The 19760-nt window shown below is 34.5% G+C and carries 16 protein-coding genes; 5 read left to right on the top strand and 11 right to left on the bottom strand.

The genetic code is table 11. From position 1 onward, the window contains the following. Window positions 1–30: 30 nt before the first annotated feature. The 7 genes from DNU06_RS14995 to menA all read right to left on the bottom strand — a co-directional run bounded on the left by DNU06_RS14995 (window position 31) and on the right by menA (window position 8496). The gene (locus DNU06_RS14995; protein ID WP_111064310.1) at window positions 31–750 is read right to left on the bottom strand and encodes an alpha/beta hydrolase; all 720 of its coding nucleotides are present in this window, start codon (window positions 748–750) and stop codon (window positions 31–33) included. A 320-nt stretch (window positions 751–1070) separates the two neighbouring features. Further along, on the bottom strand, window positions 1071–1415 hold the full coding sequence (locus tag DNU06_RS14990) for a single-stranded DNA-binding protein (protein ID WP_111064309.1): 345 nt from the start codon (window positions 1413–1415) through the stop codon (window positions 1071–1073). Window positions 1416–1479: 64 nt separating this feature from the next. Beyond that, window positions 1480–1818: a single-stranded DNA-binding protein gene (locus tag DNU06_RS14985; RefSeq protein ID WP_111064308.1), complete on the bottom strand. Its 339-nt coding sequence runs from the start codon at window positions 1816–1818 to the stop codon at window positions 1480–1482. Between the two features lie 324 nt (window positions 1819–2142). Then, the gene (locus DNU06_RS14980; protein WP_111064307.1) at window positions 2143–2868 is read right to left on the bottom strand and encodes a GIN domain-containing protein; all 726 of its coding nucleotides are present in this window, start codon (window positions 2866–2868) and stop codon (window positions 2143–2145) included. Window positions 2869–2937: 69 nt separating this feature from the next. Next, window positions 2938–6369 carry a PKD domain-containing protein gene (locus tag DNU06_RS14975; protein ID WP_146239268.1) on the bottom strand — a complete coding sequence of 1144 codons (3432 nt, stop codon included), beginning with the start codon at window positions 6367–6369 and terminating at the stop codon, window positions 2938–2940. 97 nt (window positions 6370–6466) lie between these two features. Next, window positions 6467–7540 carry a hypothetical protein gene (locus DNU06_RS14970; protein ID WP_111064305.1) on the bottom strand — a complete coding sequence of 358 codons (1074 nt, stop codon included), beginning with the start codon at window positions 7538–7540 and terminating at the stop codon, window positions 6467–6469. A gap of 50 nt (window positions 7541–7590) precedes the next feature. Then, a complete protein-coding gene (gene menA, locus DNU06_RS14965; RefSeq protein WP_111064304.1) occupies window positions 7591–8496 on the bottom strand; it encodes a 1,4-dihydroxy-2-naphthoate octaprenyltransferase in 906 nt (301 codons plus the stop codon). Between the two features lie 39 nt (window positions 8497–8535). Here menA and DNU06_RS14960 point away from each other — a divergent pair, with 39 nt between their 5' ends. Continuing rightward, complete coding sequence (locus DNU06_RS14960; RefSeq protein WP_111064303.1) at window positions 8536–8928, top strand: TerB family tellurite resistance protein; 393 nt, start codon at window positions 8536–8538, stop codon at window positions 8926–8928. On the opposite strand, the gene DNU06_RS14955 is transcribed toward DNU06_RS14960, so the two are convergent. The 3 genes from DNU06_RS14955 to clpB all read right to left on the bottom strand — a co-directional run bounded on the left by DNU06_RS14955 (window position 8919) and on the right by clpB (window position 13347). Next, the gene (locus DNU06_RS14955; RefSeq protein ID WP_111064302.1) at window positions 8919–9677 is read right to left on the bottom strand and encodes an SDR family NAD(P)-dependent oxidoreductase; all 759 of its coding nucleotides are present in this window, start codon (window positions 9675–9677) and stop codon (window positions 8919–8921) included. The genes DNU06_RS14960 and DNU06_RS14955 overlap by 10 nt on opposite strands. Then, entirely contained in the window at window positions 9678–10388 is a 711-nt protein-coding gene (locus DNU06_RS14950) for a YebC/PmpR family DNA-binding transcriptional regulator (RefSeq protein WP_111064301.1), read from the bottom strand. A 334-nt stretch (window positions 10389–10722) separates the two neighbouring features. Beyond that, the gene (clpB, locus tag DNU06_RS14945; RefSeq protein ID WP_111064300.1) at window positions 10723–13347 is read right to left on the bottom strand and encodes an ATP-dependent chaperone ClpB; all 2625 of its coding nucleotides are present in this window, start codon (window positions 13345–13347) and stop codon (window positions 10723–10725) included. 208 nt (window positions 13348–13555) lie between these two features. Here clpB and DNU06_RS14940 point away from each other — a divergent pair, with 208 nt between their 5' ends. Both DNU06_RS14940 and obgE read left to right on the top strand, forming a co-directional pair. Continuing rightward, the gene (locus tag DNU06_RS14940) at window positions 13556–14674 is read left to right on the top strand and encodes an adenylate kinase (RefSeq protein ID WP_111064299.1); all 1119 of its coding nucleotides are present in this window, start codon (window positions 13556–13558) and stop codon (window positions 14672–14674) included. Window positions 14675–14743: 69 nt separating this feature from the next. Continuing rightward, window positions 14744–15724, top strand: a complete 981-nt coding sequence (obgE, locus tag DNU06_RS14935) for a GTPase ObgE (protein ID WP_111064298.1) — start codon at window positions 14744–14746, stop codon at window positions 15722–15724. Window positions 15725–16089: 365 nt separating this feature from the next. Here the strand turns inward: obgE and DNU06_RS14930 are convergent, their stop codons facing one another. Next, window positions 16090–16773 (bottom strand): Crp/Fnr family transcriptional regulator, encoded by a 684-nt coding sequence (locus DNU06_RS14930; protein WP_111064297.1) that lies wholly within the window; start codon window positions 16771–16773, stop codon window positions 16090–16092. A gap of 86 nt (window positions 16774–16859) precedes the next feature. Between DNU06_RS14930 and DNU06_RS14925 the strand changes: the two genes are divergently transcribed. Together DNU06_RS14925 and DNU06_RS14920 are read left to right on the top strand one after the other, a co-directional pair. Beyond that, window positions 16860–17201, top strand: coding sequence for a hypothetical protein (locus tag DNU06_RS14925; RefSeq protein ID WP_111064296.1), 342 nt, complete (start codon window positions 16860–16862; stop codon window positions 17199–17201). A gap of 78 nt (window positions 17202–17279) precedes the next feature. Further along, complete coding sequence (locus tag DNU06_RS14920) at window positions 17280–19760, top strand: YbcC family protein (RefSeq protein ID WP_111064295.1); 2481 nt, start codon at window positions 17280–17282, stop codon at window positions 19758–19760.

Raw genomic sequence — 19760 nt, 5'->3', positions numbered from 1 at the left:
TATGCACTATAAAACTTGTTGTAGCCAGTTTTACTTGTTTAGGGTGAAATATTTACTATAAACTTTATTTATGTCAAAATCAGGTGAAATAATATGACCTTGTCCTTCAATTGTAAAAACTTCAACACTTTTTACATTTCCCTTAAGTTTCGACATTGTACTATTATTTAATTTTATCCAATCTGCTTCATCTAATTCACCACCAGCTAATAATATTTTGTAGTTCTTCCATTTCTCAGAAACTTCATTGGTTCCTAGACCACCTGGAATTGTTATAATTCCTTCAAATAATTCAGGTCGGGTAGAGGCAAAATTATATGCAGCTAATCCGCCCATTGAGGTTCCTGCTACAACCCAGCTGTGATTGGTTACTTTGAGGTTTTTCATTACATCAGCAATAAGATGGTTTATCTCAGAACTGTCTAACTCAGAAAGAGGCCTTCCTGAAGGGCCAAGAGGTAAGACAGTGATATAGTTGTCGAAATATTTAGAATCAAACAATGTATAGTAACAATAGTTTACTATTTTTTCATTTGCGTTTCCACCTGAAAGCCCAAGAAACACATTATATTCGGTCGAGTCATTATAGTTTGTTGGATAGACTATTTTGTAACTGAATTTTGCTGTATAAGTATATTCAAACTGCCTTGATTCTAATTCAAGTAAAACACTATCAGGGACTTCAAAATCTTGTCCATAACTAACGAAATAAAGGCTGAATATGATTATGCAAGAGACTAGTTTTTTCATTTATGTTTTTTTAATTCTGACTAATGTTTTTGTATCGTTCTGAAAAACAGTCGTTAGTATTTCTGTTTTTCAATCGTGTTTTTTTCTTTTTTTCAGCTAATTAAACGTTAGCTTAAAGTAATTATTTGGTTTTTCCACAAAGGAGGAATAATGTATAACATTCGAATAAAGCACACTATTGCACTTTATTGCTTTTATAGGTTATTGTGCCACTAATTTAATTAAAAAAACTAATTACTTAGATTTCAGCTATCTATTTTGTTAAAATTAAAAACCCCCTTTCAGAAGCACTGAAAGGGGGTTTGTTTGCAAAAAATAACTTAAGCGTGTTTTAGCTGCTGGTTGATGAGCAGAATTTCATCTACTTGTATTTGGGTCAGTTTAGACTTTTTACCGTTGAGGTCGGTCAATACTTTATTGATTAACTTTCCTTCTACCGCTATCATCTGTCCCTTTTTGACATACTTTTCAATCAGCTCTGCCTTCTTTCCCCATGCGACCAAGTTATGCCATTGTGTTTTGATTGTTTTCCCGTTGGGATCAAAAATGGTTTCATTTGTCGCCAACGAAAACTTGGCTAATTTCACCCCATTGGTGAATGTTCTGATGACTGGATTGATACCTGTGCGTCCAATTAAATTGACTGAGTTGTGTACTGTGTTCATAAGAAATGTTTTTAATGGTTGTGATCATCTTTGTAATTTGAATTTGTTGTCGTTGGTTTAAAACTTACTTCTTATTACCCAAAAGCAATAATTCACTGACTTGAATTTCGGTTCTATACCTTTTCTCTCCTTCTTTTGTCTCATATGATCGACTTACAATTTTGCCTTCTACAGCAATCTCTTGTCCCTTTTGCACATACTTCTCAATGATGTCCGCTGTCTTTCCCCAAGCAACGACATTATGCCATTGCGTGTCCGTTATTTTTTCTCCCTTTGCATTTTTGTAAGTTTCATTTGTCGCCATTACCATTTTAGCTAATTTGTTACCACTTTCAAATGAAATGATTTCTGGTGCTTGTCCTAAATTTCCGATTAATTGTACTTTGTTTCTTAAATTGTTCATGATACTGTTTTTTATAATTAATACTAGTTTGTAATTTTTCAGAAGTCCGTTTGAATTGTTTTTTGATTTCCGATACCACAAAGTAAAGACAGGATCAAATCTTTAATCGTACTTTAAACATTTGTAAACGAATAATAGTCGTTTGTAAGCGTTTAAAAATGTTTTTAAGATTGATTATTAATAGTTTATAATGTGTTTTATAAACTTATTTAATTAAATAATTATGGACTATTTTTTTTACAAAGTAGATTTAGGCGTAATTTACGCAGGATAAATTGTACCTAGAAAAAGGAATAGGAAGTAAAATAGACGGGATAAAGGCGATTATTGCTTTCTTTTTATGCTGGATGCACCACTTAATTGTTGATCGATTATACGCCCATTACCATAGTAAGTTAAATCACTTGCACCACTTAATTTTGCCACTATATCAGCATGTGTATGTATGGTGACATCACTTGCTCCTGAGCAATCAATAATCGTGTTTTGTCGCACATTTAATTCCTTTCCCTTGAGTTTTGAAGCGCCACTTAATTTGACTTTTAATGTTTTTGTAGATCCATCTAACCTAAATTTTGAAGCACCAGACCCTTCTATTGTGATGTCATCAGTTTCTAATAGGTGTGCGGTTACTTTGGTTGCACCGGATAAGAATATACTTAAATTTTTAGTCTTAAATTCGTGTAGATTTATCTGACTTGCGCCTGAAGCTTCAATAGTATTTATACTTTTAGAATAGATGGTAGCTTTGATATTTGCATTTTGATACCCATAGCCATCTTTTAATTTAAAGACTATTTTTTCACCAAATTGTGCGACTTCCAAGTAGGGGGCTAAATTTGAATTACAGGAAATAATAACTTCATCCTTTTCTGCATAATGTAAGTCCGCATTAAAAACACCGGAAAATTCGAGGGCATCAAAATCATGGAAATCCATTTTTTGTGTAACGATTTTACTGTCTCCAACAATACCATTTTCATTGTAACTACAGGCTGTAATTAGTAATGAAAAAAAGAAGAAATAAATTATTTTTCTAGCGTGTACCATGATTCTCGAATTAGAATACCAAGGTAGCAAATAATCAGAATATCTACAAGAATAAATTAAAGCAGGTAATTATTTTTTTGCCCGAATTAAATGGACCGTTCCTTCCCCTTCGAAAGGAGTACCATTTGTAGACATGGCTTCGTACAAATAGAAGTAAACACCTTCTGTACATGGTTTATTATTTAAATAATGATCGCCATTCCACTTATCGTCAATATGGGTAAATTCATAAACAGGTAAACCATACCTATTCATCATGATGCAATGGAAATCTTGAATACCTTCATAGGGAAAGAAGAATTCATTATTAGGAAAGGCACCAGGGGTAAATACATTAGGCACTATTAATAAAGGATAGTCGTGTACAACGATAGATTTACAATGCATGTCGACGCAATGATTAAAGTTTTTAGCAATTAAACAAACTTCATAAATTTTTTCACCAGCATACACGGTATCTATTGCTTCATCATAATCCAAACTTAAAAACCAATTGTCAGGTACTTCATTTGTGTCTAAGCTCCATTGAAAAATGGTATCAGATAAGGGGTTCCCAATTTGCGAAAAGTTTTGTGATTCGTTTTCAAATTTTACCGTCATCAACTCTGTACCTTCATACTGGGTTGGACTAATGAACTCGTCTGAATAAGCACTAAACATTGCTATCGGGTTCAAAGAATCTACATAAATAGAATCTACAAAGGAGCAGCCATTATCGTCCTGGATGGTTAACTGCATGAAGCCTGGTGTGCGCACTACAAATGTAGAAAAGTTACTTTCATCTCCATTTACCAAATTTTTCCATTGATAAATCAAATTCCCAACACCAGAAGAGTCTGGTAGGCCTGCTCCAGCAACTACACCGTTGCCATTTTGGTAGCTTGCTGTTCTGCAGTAAGTAGGAGAACCTATCTCCATGCTGCTTTTTAAAGGAGGAGGATCTAAAATATGAAATATTTGATGTACAGTGCAACCAACACCATCTATAACTTCCAATACATATTCTCCCGCAGGAATAGCATGGATTTCAGTTTCTCCCAGACCATTATTTCCAGTTAAGTTCGGGGTCCAATTATAGATAAGAGAATCAAAACTACCTTGGTAATCTAATATGGTATCTATTGCAGCAACTCCTGTCGATAGTCCGTGACATAAGGGGTGGGTTAAGTTAAAAATAGGCAATATTATTTTTGGGTCTATTAAATCTACATCCATTTGATGGTTACATCCTAAAGAATCAGTAATGCGAATGGTATACACACCAGCTATTAAGTTGTTTGCTGCATTTGTTCCAGCGGGACTATTGATGACTTGTCCAGAATTATTCAGGATATTAAAGCTAAAATTACCTGGAGTTGTAGAATTGACAACTATAGAACCCGTTGCTGTACCATAGCATTGTGGCGCGTTTACACTTGGAGATATATTGATCATTGGAGAAATGGTTTCTATATTAAAAACGGTATCCCAAACACAACCAGTTTCATTGGTAATTTGAATACTCCAATTGCCAAAGTAAAGATTATTAAAAGCGACATTACTACTATCGTTCAATACTTGTGTGTTGGCTATTAAATTGTTAGGGTCTATTAAGGTAAAAGTATAAGTCCCCGGGTGTGATCCACCTATAAAATTTAAAGTCATATTGGCATCCTTTACGCCAAAGCAAGTTTCTTTTGTTGCGTTAAAACTAAATTGATGAAAGTCATTATTTCTAAACCTTAATGTATCGGAGTGACTGCAACCGCTTGGACCTTCTGTATATAAAATCACTTGGTTTTCTAGGTGGTTATTAATTAAAAAGGTACTATCGTTGAAAAAAGTGAGCGTATCATTTAAAGTCCAATAAAAATAGGTGATGGAGTCTGGTTGCCCCACACTTGAAATATTGGTTAAATGAATACTATCTCCTTCACAAAACTGATAAAAAGCGGCTGGATTAGCATTATAGGTGGCACCATTTACAGTTAAATTAAAGTCAGCTTGTGGGTATGGGTGTACCAGAAAAGGGGAGGTAATAGTATCCGTGCAACCATTATCAGCATATGCAATTAACATTGCATTATAGGTGCCACTACTGGGGTAATTGTAATTGGTAGAGGTAGCATTACTATTTTCACCATCCCCATAATACCACATATATGTGGCTGTATGGGGTAAAACAATGCTGGTAATGTTTGTAAAGTCAAGGGAATCTCCAAAACAAAGGTCCATGGTGTCTAATGCATTTGCAGGATAAGTATTATTGTTTAATGTAAATTCAAAGTCTGCCGTCATGTCAAAGTAATAGGGTATGATTTGGACGGTAGTATCTGGACAGCCATCTGCTGAGAATACCACGTGGAATACTTCGTAATTTCCGGTATCTAAATAATGGTGATCGGGATCTTCTAAAACCGAATTTAAATAATCCCCAAAGTGCCAAGTATAATGTTCTATTTCACCGGCAATAATACTCGATTGGTCGGTAAATGAAGCCTCACCAGTACATTGGTCAATAGTATAAGAGAAGTTAGCAGTTGGAAAAATGGGCGGACTCAAATAATAGTCAATTTTAGTGCAGCCTTCCGGTAAGATATAAAGTGCGGAATATAAACCAAGACCATAGAGTTCAGAGTCCAATATTGAATCCGTTTCTCCAACCAAAGCTATTCCTTCTTTGTACCATTGCCAGGTACCACCAGTTAAAGTTGTTGCAGCAGTGAGTATGGCTTCTTCTTGACAGTAAAGACCATTATAGGAAGAGATGTTGCCTGGAAAGTTTTTCGTACTATCAATGTTAATATCGTCTATATAATAGTAATTAACGCTACCACTGGCAGGATCTAAACCGTTGCATGCCCCACCAATTGCAATGGCATTAATGGCATAAGTAGGGGTAAAAGTTAATGAAACGGAAACCCATTCACCAAGACTATCAAAAGTCATTGTTTGCACGCCCAACTCCGTCCAGGAATCAATTCCTGTTGGACAGGTAGAGCCATTCCATGGTAAGTTGTTACAATCGGGATTTCCAAAAAAAGTAAAAGCAATAGAATCGTTCCCAGAAGCCCATGCGGCATGAAAATTTATGGTATACGAAACGCCAACTTCCATCACGGAATCTAAACAGGTACCTATGTATTCATTGTAATTTGCTGAAGTAATAATGCCAACATAGCCACTACCGCTATCAGGTAATGGAAAATTTGGTGGACTAATCACCGACATAAAATCGCAAGTATTAAAATAATCACTGGTGGCATTGGAAGCTTGAATCCAATCTGCTGCACAATTTAATTGAGCAATGCCAGATGGACAGCATAAGGTATCCTCAAATCCAGCATTCGGAATCATTTGATTTGGTTGGGGAAAAACTAAAGAGCAAGAACAATCTGATTGGTCTAATAAATCAATCAACCCATCTCCATCATCATCTATTCCATTATCGCATATCTCTTGTGCATGCAAGTCAATACTGCACATCAAATATAAGAAAAGTAAAAACCAGACTTTATTCACATATATGGATTACGGCATTTAAAAAATGCTTATACTATAGTAAACGTAAAAAAATAGGTTAGGGTTGACTGTGAAGTAAATAAACTTTAATATTTATTTATTTTATATCGATAGCTGATCGCGGTTTTTTCTTATTCTGCTTTATCTTCTTTTCTTTTTTTACCTTGGTTTTTTTCTTTTTTTCAGAATGTTTTTTACCGTCATTTTCAATAACTACGGCCGTATGTTTTTCTCCGGTGCCAGCAGAACCTTCTCCCGTAGGGTCAATCCAAGTGTCTTTTTCGACTTTAAATTTAGTCTCCCCAGTTTTTTGATCCGTATAATATCTTTTAATGGTTTTATTAGATTCATTCCCTACTTGTATGTCTTTTTGGTAATGCCAAATTGCGCCATCCCAAACATAGGCATCATAAGTTAAATCAGGAATATAAAAATCATACATTCCTTTTAGGTTTTCTGCTTCTGGAACTAAGTGATTAAAAACAATTTTGTTTAGTGCTGGGAGATACTTTACACTCACAGTAGCTTTTTCAGAATATTCAAAAAATATTCTTTTCTGTATTTGTGTCGATTCTTCGTTGGCTTCAAATAAAGGATAGCCCAGTTTTAATTTATTCCCCCTAAACCAAAAAACTTCTAGTATTTTTTTATTACTGCTTCTAGTGTTACCATTAAAACCTAAAACAGTATACAATGTCTTTCCTTGCTTTTTAAGCGGAATGATTTTATAATATAAGGCACCATACCATTTGTTAGGGGTAAGTTGTGTTCTTGGACTAGGTGGAATGGTATATTTATCTTCTTTAAATTCTATGATTTCATTCTTTCCAAAAACACGCCCTTTCTTTACCATGATACAATAGTGCTTGTGGTTCAATTGTGTGGTTTCTACATTCCAGTTAAAGAGTCTGAATGCTTCGTCTGGGGAAACCAAGGTGGACATGCTGTTCAATTTTGTAAATTGATAAGTCATTACATCTGGCTTTTCAGCAGCTTCTAAAACTGCTTCGTATAAGTTTGAATTGGCAAAGTCTAACTCGGCATCTGTTTTAGCCGCCCTCAGTTCATTTAATAACGAAACTAAATTATTTTCTATACCATTCCAGTCTGACGTTTCTTGCGAAAACGAAGTAAAACTGTGAAGCAATAAAATTAAAATGAGGTAGCGCATAATGGTATAAGCAAATTTAAAGATAATGTCACAAAGATTAAGCCTAAATATTATAAAAGATAAAAGGTAAAGAAACAAGCGACGGAAAACAGTAAGGTACTCAAAGCAACTATTTTTAATTCAGGATCGAATTGGGCATATGCTTTAGCTAAAATTACTCTTTTAATATGAAAAGTGTGTATCAGTCCAACTAATGCTGAAATGATTAACAAAACACCTTGTTGTCTACCATCAGTTTGTGTCATTACAAAAGTGAAAATGGCGATATATGCCAGTAAAAATAAGGTGTAATGATATTTTTTAGCATGTTTCAATCCAAGCTTTACGACTAGGGTGTTTTTACCAACTTTCCCATCATTTTCAATATCACGCATGTTGTTGAGGTTTAAAACAGCAGCAGAAAATGCGCCAATGGCAATGGCTGGAAGTGCCATCCAATAGTCAATGGTTTTAACTTGTAAATAGTAAGCACCTAATACACCAACAAGACCGAAAAATATAAAGACAAACAAATCTCCCAATCCCTGATAACCATAAGCTGATTTACCTACGGTATATTTAATGGCTGCTCCAATGGCTGCAATTCCTAGGAGGAAAAAGATAAATAACATGAGGTCCATCTTTAAGGCCACCAACAAAAGTCCAATACCACTGAGTAACGAAAGTAAAGCAAAAATAATCACTGCTGTTTTCATTTGTTTTGGGGATATAGCGCCGCTTTGTATGGCTCTTTTTGGCCCAACACGGTCTACATTATCTGTTCCTTTTATGCCATCACCATAATCATTAGCTAAATTAGAAAGAATTTGAAGTAGTAAAGTCGTAAGAATGGTCAACCAGAAAATGGTAGGATTAAATGCTCCTTTAAAAACAGCCAAAGCATTTCCCATTAATACAGTACTTAAAGCCAGTGGCAGTGTTCTTAGGCGAAAGGCACTAATCCAATTTTTTAACATGTTGCAAAAATAATTAAATGCTATTATATTTACGTCCTTATGGAAGAAAAAAAGAGTTTAATGAAAACCTTGATTGAATTGGCGGAGATTGATGGGAAACTCATAGAAAGAGAATATGCATTTTTATGGGCAATAGCAAGTCAGCTCGGCTTGAGTAAGGAGAAGTTTGAGGAATTGTTTCAGGAAGAAATACCCTTTAATCCACCTGCCAATGAATTTGAACGAATTATCCAATTTCAGCGCATGGTATTGATGATGAGTGTGGATGAAAATGCAAGTGAGACGGAAGTAAATTACGTAAAGGAAATGGGCTTAAAAATGGGACTGAATCCAATGTCCATTTCAAATGTGTTGCTTGAAATGAAAAACCATCCTAACCATATGATTCCACCAAATGTATTAATCCAAATTTTTCAACGACATCATAATTGACGGTCGGTATAAAAACTATTGGCTTGTGCGGTTGAGGTTAATGTCAAGTCGTTAATACAAACATGTTTTGGTAGGGTAGTGGTATAGTAAATCACTTCGGCTACATCTGCAGGTGTCATGACATCAAACCCATTATAAACGGCCTTAGCCTTTTCTTTGTCTCCATGAAAACGGACCTCAGAAAATTCAGTTTCCGCCATTCCTGGACAAATTTGCGTCACTTTTATACCAAGGGGAAGTAAGTCAATACGCATGGCTTTTGAAATGGCATCTACTGCATGTTTGCTCGCACAATAAACGTTACCGTTTAAATACACTTCTTTACCTGCTGTAGATCCTATATTAATGATGTGTGCTGCATTGGCTTTTTTTAGATAAGGCATCACTGTTTTAGAAACATACAATAAACCTTTTACATTGGTGTCTATCATTTTATCCCAGTCAGAAATGTCACCATCTTGTATGCGACTCATGCCGCTAGCTAATCCTGCATTATTAATTAAAATATCAATACTTTGCCAAGGAGCAGGTAGCGTATTTAAACTTTTTTCAACCGCAGTTTTATCTTGTACGTCAAAACATAAATCTAAAACTTCCACACCAAAACTAGCTAGTTCTGCTTTTAAAGCAGTAAGCCTTTCTTGTCTTCTACCTGTAATGATGAGGTGATGACCATTTTTCGCAAATAATTTAGCCGTCTCTCTTCCGAAACCACTCGTTGCTCCTGTTATTATTACACGTTTTGCCATTTATTCTTCCATGTTATGAAATACACTATTCACATCTTCATCTTCTTCTAAGCGTTCTAAGAGTTTTTCTACATCCGCTTTTTGCTCTTCGTTCAAGGTTTTCATTACTTGAGGAATTCTTTCGAAACCAGATGAAAGAATTTCAATCTCTCTACTTTCTAATTCTTTTTGTAAATCACCAAAGCTATTAAAAGGGGCATAGATGACAATACCTTCCTCGTCATCAAAAACTTCTTCTGCACCAAAGTCAATTAATTCAAACTCTAATTCTTCTACGTCTAGGCCTTCTTTGTTAATGGTAAAATTACAAGTATGGTCAAACATAAATTCTACTGAACCTTGTGTGCCCATGCTTCCATCACACTTATTAAAAGCGGCACGAACATTGGCCACCGTTCTATTGTTATTGTCGGTTGCAGTTTCCACTAAAATGGCAATACCATGTGGAGCATAACCTTCAAATAAAACTTCTTTATAATCCGAAGTGTCTTTATCACTGGCTTTTTTTATGGCTCTTGTTACATTATCCTTCGGCATGTTCACCGCCTTGGCATTTTGAATGATAGCTCTCAATCTAGAATTAGAATCGGGATCTGGACCGCCAGCTTTCACTGCCATTACTATGTCTTTTCCAATTCTAGTAAATGCCTTGGACATTGCTGACCAACGTTTTAATTTTCTACCTTTTCTAAATTCAAATGCTCTTCCCATGACTAGATTTATTTAATAAAAACAAATTTATAAAAATACATTTAGCCTACAAGAAATTAGGAATGTAAATAAAAAATCATTTGATCACTGGAAATAGTTGTCTTGAGAAGAAGCGGATTGAAGCTTGCATCAAAAAAAGAATAATTATGTTTTAATAGCGGGTTACTATTGCCATGGTCAACTAGTAAGACAATTGATACTAAAATGTGCATGCCAAACGAATGTACTTCATTAATGTAATAATGTTTATGCGCTGCCGAAGTAATATTTTCCCATAAAAATAAAAACCCAGACAGTTATGGTCTGGGTTTTAAAGTTAAGCTAAAATTAGCTTTTAGTTTTCTATCACTTCAGTTGGATTTTCAACTTTGTTGACAAAACTTAGATGATCATCTACAACACCTACATTTACAGTAGTTCCTACTTGAACTTGTCCGCCAAGAATACTTTTAGAAAGGGCGTTTAGTACCTCTTTTTGAATCATTCTTTTAATCGGTCTAGCACCAAATTGTGGGTCATATCCTCTCTCCGTCATCCATTCAATTGCCGTATCAGAAACTTCTAATTGAATTTCATTTTTATGCAAACGTTTGTTCAATAAATCAATTTGAATGTGCAAGATTTCTTTTACGTTTTCCTTTGTTAAAGGTTTAAACATGATGGTTTCATCAATTCTATTCAAAAATTCTGGACGAATTGTTTTTTTCAATAAATCAAAAACATCTTTCTTCGCTTGTTCTACCAAAGCATATTTGTCTTTAGACTCTTCGTATCCTTCAAAGCTAGATTGAATGATGTCGGAACCTAAATTAGAAGTCATGATAATAATGGTGTTTTTAAAGTTTACCAATCTTCCTTTGTTGTCCGTTAATCGACCATCATCTAATACCTGTAGTAAAATATTAAAGACATCTGGATGTGCTTTTTCAATTTCATCTAACAAAACAATAGAGTAGGGACGTCTTCTCACCGCTTCCGTCAATTGTCCACCTTCTTCATAACCTACATAACCAGGAGGTGAACCGACCAATCTACTCACTGCGTGTCGTTCTTGGTATTCACTCATGTCTATTCGCGTCATGGCATTTTCGTCGTTGAATAAAAATTCAGCCAAAGTTTTAGCGAGTTCTGTTTTACCTACACCTGTAGTACCAAGAAAAATAAAGGAACCAATTGGTTTTTTCTCATCTTGTAGTCCAGCTCTCGATCTCCTTACAGCATCTGCAATTGCACCAATAGCTTCGTCTTGACCAACCACTCTTTTTTCAAGTTCATCTTCTAGTCTTAACAATTTAGCACGTTCACCTTCCAACATTTTATTGACAGGTATACCGGTCCATTTGGAAACTACATCTGCTATTTCTTTGGCATCCACTTCTTCTTTTATTAAAGTAATACCATCATCCGAAGCCTGTAATTCTGCTTTTAACGCGGCTAATTTTTTTTCAGTTTCTTGAATTTTACCATATCTAATCTCCGCTACTTTTTCATAATTCCCTTCTCTTTCCGCTTTTTCCGCTTCTAGTTTCAAGTCTTCTAAGGCTTCTTTAGCACTTTGAATACCTTCTAATCGGTTTTTTTCATTTTGCCATTTAGCAGAAATACGGTTTTTTCTTTCACTCAATTCAGCCAATTCTTCGCCTAATTTGGCTAGCTTTTTTTTGTCATTTTCTCGCTTTATGGCTTGACGTTCAATTTCAAGTTGCATGATTTTTCTTTCCACTTCATCCAATTCCTCTGGTTTAGAATTGATTTCCATTCTCAATTTTGAAGCAGCTTCATCAATCAAATCAATCGCTTTATCGGGTAACTGTCTTTCTGTAATATAACGTTGTGATAATTCAACAGCAGCAATAATAGCTTCATCTTTAATCATTACCTTGTGGTAATTTTCATATTTTTCTTTAACACCACGTAGAATAGAAATGGCATCTTCTCTACTTGGTTCATCAATTAATACGGTTTGAAAACGACGAATCAAAGCCTTATCTTTTTCAAAATATTTTTGGTATTCATTTAAAGTAGTTGCGCCAACTGCTCTTAACTCTCCTCTTGCCAAAGCAGGTTTTAATATGTTTGCGGCATCCATGGCGCCATCTCCACCTCCAGCACCAACTAGGGTATGAATTTCATCAATAAATAGAATGATTTCTCCTTCTGCTTTTACTACTTCTTTTACAACGGCTTTTAAACGTTCTTCAAACTCACCTTTATATTTAGCACCTGCAATTAAAGACCCCATATCTAAAGAGAAAACAATTTTAGATTTTAAGTTTTCAGGTACATCACCACTTACAATTCTATGCGCGATTCCTTCTGCAATAGCAGTTTTACCAACGCCAGGTTCACCTATTAAAATTGGGTTATTCTTTGTTCTACGGGTTAAAATTTGTAGTACTCTTCTTATTTCTTCATCACGGCCAATAACAGGGTCTAATTTTCCGTTTTTAGCCAATTCATTCAAGTTTTTGGCGTATTTACTCAATGATTGGTATTCGTTTTCTGCACTTGGAGAAGTAACAGATTCACCGTTTCTTAATTTCATAATAGCTTCTTTTAAATTTTTGGGCTGTATATTATGGTCTTTTAAAGCTTTTGAAATGGGATCGTTAATTCCTAACAATCCATACAACAATAACTCAATGGAAATGTATTCATCTCCAAAACTCGACATGGCTTTTGTCGCATTTTGTATGACCGTGTTCGCATTATTTGAAAAGTATATTTGTCCTCCACTAACTTTTGGATAACTCTCAATCTGTTTGTTGACAATTTCCTCTATAAAGGACCAGTTTACCTGTAATTCATTTCCAATAAAAGACAAAACATCTTCGTCTATTTTTAGAATTGATTTTAAAATATGTGCAGGCTCAATAGTTTGTTGGCCTAAATCATTCATCATGTTTTGAACATGCTGAATTACCTCTTTGGATTTATGTGTAAATTTTTCTATGTTCATTGGTTTCTTTTTCTTTTAATGCGACAAATTTCAGTCCAAATCGAATTTACAAAATAAATCGGAAATAATAGCAGTAAAGTGCTGGTTTCTCCGACTTAATGTCAGTATTGATGAGGTGCTACTGGCAAAAGGTCAGGTATTTCAGCGCTTTTAAAAGCAAATTATTAAAAATCAATTTTTGAAGCTTAATTTTTAATAGTTTTAGCACATGAAGGAAAAGGTTAAATTGTGGGATAAAAATTTCAAACCATACATCAATGAATCGGAGATTTCAAAGGCCGTTTCAAAAGTTGCGCATCAAATCAATATGGATTATGCAGGTAAATGTCCTGTTTTTGTTATTGTATTAAAAGGATCTTTTTTATTTGGAGCGGATTTATTGAAAGAGATCGATATAGACTGTACGGTTGAATTTGTACAATTTTCATCTTATGAAGGTACAACATCAACTAATGAAGTAAAGACTTTAATGGGAATCCCAGCAAGCTGTAAAGGAAAAGAGGTGATTATTATTGAGGATATAGTGGATACCGGACAGACCATAGAAAAGATTTATAATCAGTTTATAGATTTTGGCGTGAAGTCTTTAAGCATAGCGACCTTACTTTTCAAAAAAGAAGTGTACCAAAAAAAATATCCAATTAATTATATAGGTTTAGAAATTCCGAATACCTTTGTAATTGGATTTGGTCTTGATTACGACGAGTTAGGACGAAATTATAAGGAAATTTATTCACTAGAAAATCAAAGCATGTTAAATATCGTTTTATTTGGCCCTCCAGGCGCAGGAAAAGGCACTCAAGCCACTAAATTAGTTGAAAAGTATAATTTATATCACTTATCCACTGGTGATGTATTTCGAGCAAATATTAAAGGAGGAACTGAATTAGGGCAATTAGCCAAAAGTTATATTGACAAAGGACAATTAGTACCAGATGCGGTTACTATTGCCATGTTAGAAAGTGAAGTAGAAAAACATCCGGAAGCAGAAGGGTTTATTTTTGACGGTTTTCCGAGAACTAATGTGCAAGCAGAAGCTTTGGCTACTTTTTTAGAGAAAAGAGGTACAGATATTCAATTAATGTTGGCATTAGCTGTAGATGAAGAAGAGCTAGTGAAAAGATTATTGAATCGTGCAAAAGACAGCGGTCGTTCGGATGATGCAGATGAAAATATTGTAAGAGATAGAATCAAAGTATACAATTCTCAAACTGCTGTAGTAGCCGACCATTATGCTAAAGACAACAAACACGTTGCAATTGATGGTGTGGGAGATGTGGATGCGATTACAGAGAGATTATTTGCTGCAATTGACGCAGTAATTTAATAAAAAATATACATTTTCACCCTTCAATGTACTTATATTGAAGGGTGTTTTATTTTAAAATAACAAGGCATGTCCAATTTTATTGATTATGTGAAAATACATTGTAAATCGGGTCGAGGTGGACCAGGATCAATGTATATGAGAAGGGAAAAATATATTCCAAAAGGCGGACCAGCTGGAGGAGATGGTGGTAGAGGAGGACATATTATTTTGAGAGGAAATAAGCAATTGTGGACTTTATTACCCTTAAAGTATCGTAAACACATCAAAGCAACACATGGCGATCCAGGTGGAAAGAATGAAAGTTCTGGAAAAGATGGGCAAGATGTAATTGTGGATGTTCCTTTGGGTACTATCGCAAAAGATGCGGAAACTGGAGATTTTTTATTCGAGATCTCAGAAGAGGGAGAAGAGAGAATAATTATGGAAGGTGGAAAAGGTGGACTTGGAAATGTGCATTTTAAAACCTCTGTCAACCAAACACCTCGATATGCTCAACCCGGTATTCCCGAAAGAGAAGGCTGGATTATATTAGAGTTAAAAGTATTGGCGGATGTTGGTTTAGTAGGTTTTCCAAATGCTGGTAAATCGACTTTGTTGTCTGTACTTTCAGCTGCAAAACCTGAAATTGCGAATTATCCATTTACTACGCTAACGCCAAATTTAGGTATTGTGGAATACCGGGATTATAAGTCATTTATTATGGCAGATATTCCAGGGATTATTGAAGGCGCCTCTGAAGGAAAAGGATTAGGTTTAAGGTTTTTGAGACATATTGAAAGAAACTCATTATTGCTTTTTATTATTGCAGCTGATTCTGATGATATCAAAAAAGAATACGAAGTATTATACAATGAATTAGAAAAGTTCAATCCTGATTTATTAGATAAACCAAAACTATTAGCAATTTCTAAATCTGATATGTTGGATGATGAATTAAAAGCTGAAATAGCAAAGGATTTACCAGATGTTCCTAATTTATTTATCTCTTCTGTAGCCCAACAAGGTTTGGTGGAGCTAAAAGATTTAATTTGGAAATATTTACAATAAGATTAAGCTATGTAATTTGGGGGATAAAGTATTATTACTTTTATCCCCTTTTTTTTGGCATATATTTTTTATACAGGAACTTTTTTTGAACAGCTAAACGAATCTTTTTACCAAGAACGTACGACTTATTTTAAGTCCACTATTTTGAAGCATTTATTGGTAGCAAAGTAGGAAATCTTTCTCCGAAAACGAAGTCCCCCATTTTTTAATCACCGCTATAATGCTTAATGAAGGCGATTGTATGCTATGTTAATAAAACAGCTTACAAGAAAAATATGGCGGCGATAATAAATATTAAGATGATGACTAGGTATTGCCAAGCATCCAAAAAATACGGATAATATTTTTTAAGTTTTTCTTTCATTTTAATTATATATATATGCTTCAATTCCTTTTATATCTATTACGGTGATAAGCCTTTTATTCACGGAGATAAATTTTTCTTTTTTTAAATGATTAATACTTCTAGACAAACTTTCCCGAGAAGTACCAACAATATTTGCCAAATCTTCTCTGGTTAAATCTACACCTTTAAAGTCAGGGTGAATTGCTGAAAATCGGTTTTGAAGTAAAAGTAAAAACAAGGCCAGTCTTACATTTTGTGATTTTTGGGATAGAACCCCTATGATGTTTGCCAACACACCAAACTCATGTGCCATATTAATAATAAGCGCATCTTTGAGCGCAGGTATTTCTTCTAATATTGCCAAAAAATTATTTCTACTGATAAAATTGACGACCACATTGCCCAATGCCTCGCAGGAATCTTGGTATCGCTCATCAGAAAGAAGTGCATGGTAGCCAAATAAGTCTCCTTTAGAATAAATGTAAAATATTTGCTGTTGATGGTTAAGTACCGTTTTATACTTTTTTACCTTTCCTGAAATCAATTGATATATGCCAGTTGGAATGCCTTCTTCGTAAAAAATTTTGTCTCCATTGGAAAACCTAAGCGTTTCTTGGCTTTTTTGGATAATATCCAATTCTGTTTTATTTAGCCCCTTTAATAAGTGACTACTTTTGAAATCAAATTGTGCGTTAAAACTCATAAAAAACCAAACTTAACAAATGTTACATATTTTACTCGCAAATGTTACGTAAAGATATATAAAATATTACATTTGTGAAATATTTTATGAAAACGAATTTCAAAGTAGGTGGATATGTTTTTGGGTTATGCCTGATATCCATTCTTGTTATGGCAGGAGATTTGTTTTCCGATTTTTCAAAAACTAGTCTTACCGTTTTTCAAATGGAAATAGAGGAGGAAGAAGATGTAGTGGTAAATGATTGCTTTATTGTAAAGGAAACAAAAGGGAATGATGGTACTAAAAACAGGTATTCTTTAGCAATTATTTTTGATCAACTATTACCCTATTTTTCTCCCTTGCTTATCTCTGAAAATGGTATAGCCAAGGTTCGCATTCGCAAATTACCTTTTTATATTCTTAACTGTTCACTGGTAGTTTATTCTTAAAAATCAGTTTTTTATCTCTATTCAATCGATTCAGATTGAAAAAATAATTACTTAACGTATTTAACGGATATTTAAATAATGACCAATTCATTCAACGAAAGCGCGACTTTAAAAAAAATATCGCATTTTCTCCCCGCTCAAGCACCTTTAAAGGATTTTGTGCACCACAACACCTTACATGCCTTTCAAAATTTAGAATTTTTTGAGGCCTTAAAATTGTCGGCCAATATTTTTGGTAACCGGACACTTTTAGCTTTATCAGATTACCGTAATCGGTATATAAAAGGGGAGATTACTGATCCGGTTATCGATTCGGTAATTACTACTGTAAAGGGCAAGTCTCAGATTGACCATTGGAGAGAAAAAATGTTTGCATTGGAAGAGCCTACTTTTGTACAACCAAGGATTGGGAACTTGAGAAAGGTTTGGCAAAGTGATTATGGTATAGATATGGACGGTATGGTTCGTCCCAAACTGATTCGATTAATCAATGCATATTTAGATCAAGGAATAGCGATTAAGGGATTTCCTAAAACAAATATGAACTTACTTTCTACTATAATGGAAGTACAAGAACATAGTTATGCAAAACTCTTTCATTCTAAAAAAGCGATTAAACTGTTGTATAAAAAAGATAAATGCTTATCCGATATTTTATATTTAATTGTTGGTGATGATCGTTATTTTGAACAATATTTAATTGACCAACAATATACCCATCCAGGAATTTCAGGAATGGTATGTGCCATTGAGAAAAAGCCTGACGCAATTTATGTTCCAAGGCCAATCTCTTTATTTGAGTTTATTTATTTGGAATTATTATTAGAGTTAGAAGCGCTAGAATCTGCTGTAAATCGGAATTTCAGACCACTTGCAATTGGAGTTGAATTTGAGCCAGAGGATATTTTTAGAAAGGTAGAAACGAATGATTATTGGGAAGTTTTGGCTTTATGGCAAAGGTCATTTGAATGGATGTTACATGACCAAGTTTTATCGGGTATTAAATACGCAAAGCGGGTAGAAACGGATGAAATAAAAACACAAGCTTTCTTTTGCATGGATGATCGGGAGGAGAGTATCAGAAGGAATATTGAAAGGTTACATCCCAATTGTCAAACATTTGGGACGCCTGCACATTTTAATATTATTGCAAAATTCAAACCTGAAAATGCTAAATTTGCCACTCAAATTTGTCCTGGTCCCTTTACGCCAAAGCACTTAATTAAAGAATTGGACAGGAAATCTACTTTTAAAACGGACATTCATTTTAACAATAATACACATGGTTTTATCATTGGATTTATTGTTTCTCAAACCGTTGGTTTTTGGTCTAGTTTTAAACTATTATTGAATATTTTTAATCCGAAGGAAAGCGTAGGGCAGTACAATGCACAAAACGACCATATGGACTATGGTTCTACTTTAATTTATGAAAATCAGGGTGGCGCAAAAGAAGACGATTTAAATGTTGGATTTACGGTAGCTGAAATGATTGAAATGGTGAAAGGGGAATTGTCCAATACTGGTTTAACAACTGGTTTTGCACCTTTAGTATACTTTTTTGGTCATGGTGGCAGTAGTACGAATAATCCTTACTTTGCAGGGTATAATTGTGGTGCCTGCTCGGGCCGTCCAAGTAGTGTAAATGCAAGATTGTTTGCCAAAATGGCGAATCGAAAAGATGTACGAAAAGCCTTAGCAGCGGATGGTATTTTAATTCCAGAATTTACACATTTTATAGGGGGGTATCACGATACGACACAAGATACATTTGTGTATTTTGACGAAGAGGAAGTTCCTGATCATACATTAGAATTACACCAATCAAACAAACGCCAATTTGGTCTTGCTTTAGACATGAATGCAAAAGAGCGTGCAAGACAATTTTTACTGGTTAACACAAAGCAATCTGCACAAAAAGTGCACGAAAAAGTAAAAAAAAGAGCTTTGTCTTTGTTTGAACCACGTCCAGAATATAACCATTCAAATAATGCCCTGTTTATTGTTGGAAATAGAAAATTGACTAAAAATTTGTTTCTAGACCAACGGGCGTTTTTAAATTCTTATGACTATAAATCAGACCCAGATGGCAAACTATTAACCAATATTTTAAATGCGGGAACAGGGGTCTGCGGCGGGATAAATTTAGAATATTTATTTTCTACTGTAGATAATGAAAAGTTAGGTGCTGGTTCTAAATTGCCACAAAATGTAATTGGACTTTATGCTATAGCGAATGGGGTAAAAGGGGACTTAAGACCAGGGTTACCTTATCAGATGATTGATGTGCATGATCCAATTCGAATACTAACGGTAGTGGAACAAAAACCTGAAGTTGTTTTGAAGGTGTTAAAGGATAACCCTGGAACCTTTGAATGGTATGATAAAAATTGGATGAAACTTACTGTTTTTAATCCTTTTGACAATGAATTATACATGCTTATTGATGGGTCTTTTGAACGGTACCAACCGATTCAAGAATCAATTCCAATACTGAAGGATTTTGAAAAGTTAATCGAAAGTTCTTCAAAAAATTTACCTATTCACCAATTAAATTAA

Origin of the sequence: Putridiphycobacter roseus (assembly GCF_003234935.1) — a bacterium.
Classification (GTDB): Bacteria; Bacteroidota; Bacteroidia; order Flavobacteriales_D; family Crocinitomicaceae; genus Putridiphycobacter; species Putridiphycobacter roseus.
The sequence above is the reverse complement of the archived record's forward strand: the minus strand, read 5'-3'. Positions and strand labels throughout refer to the sequence as shown.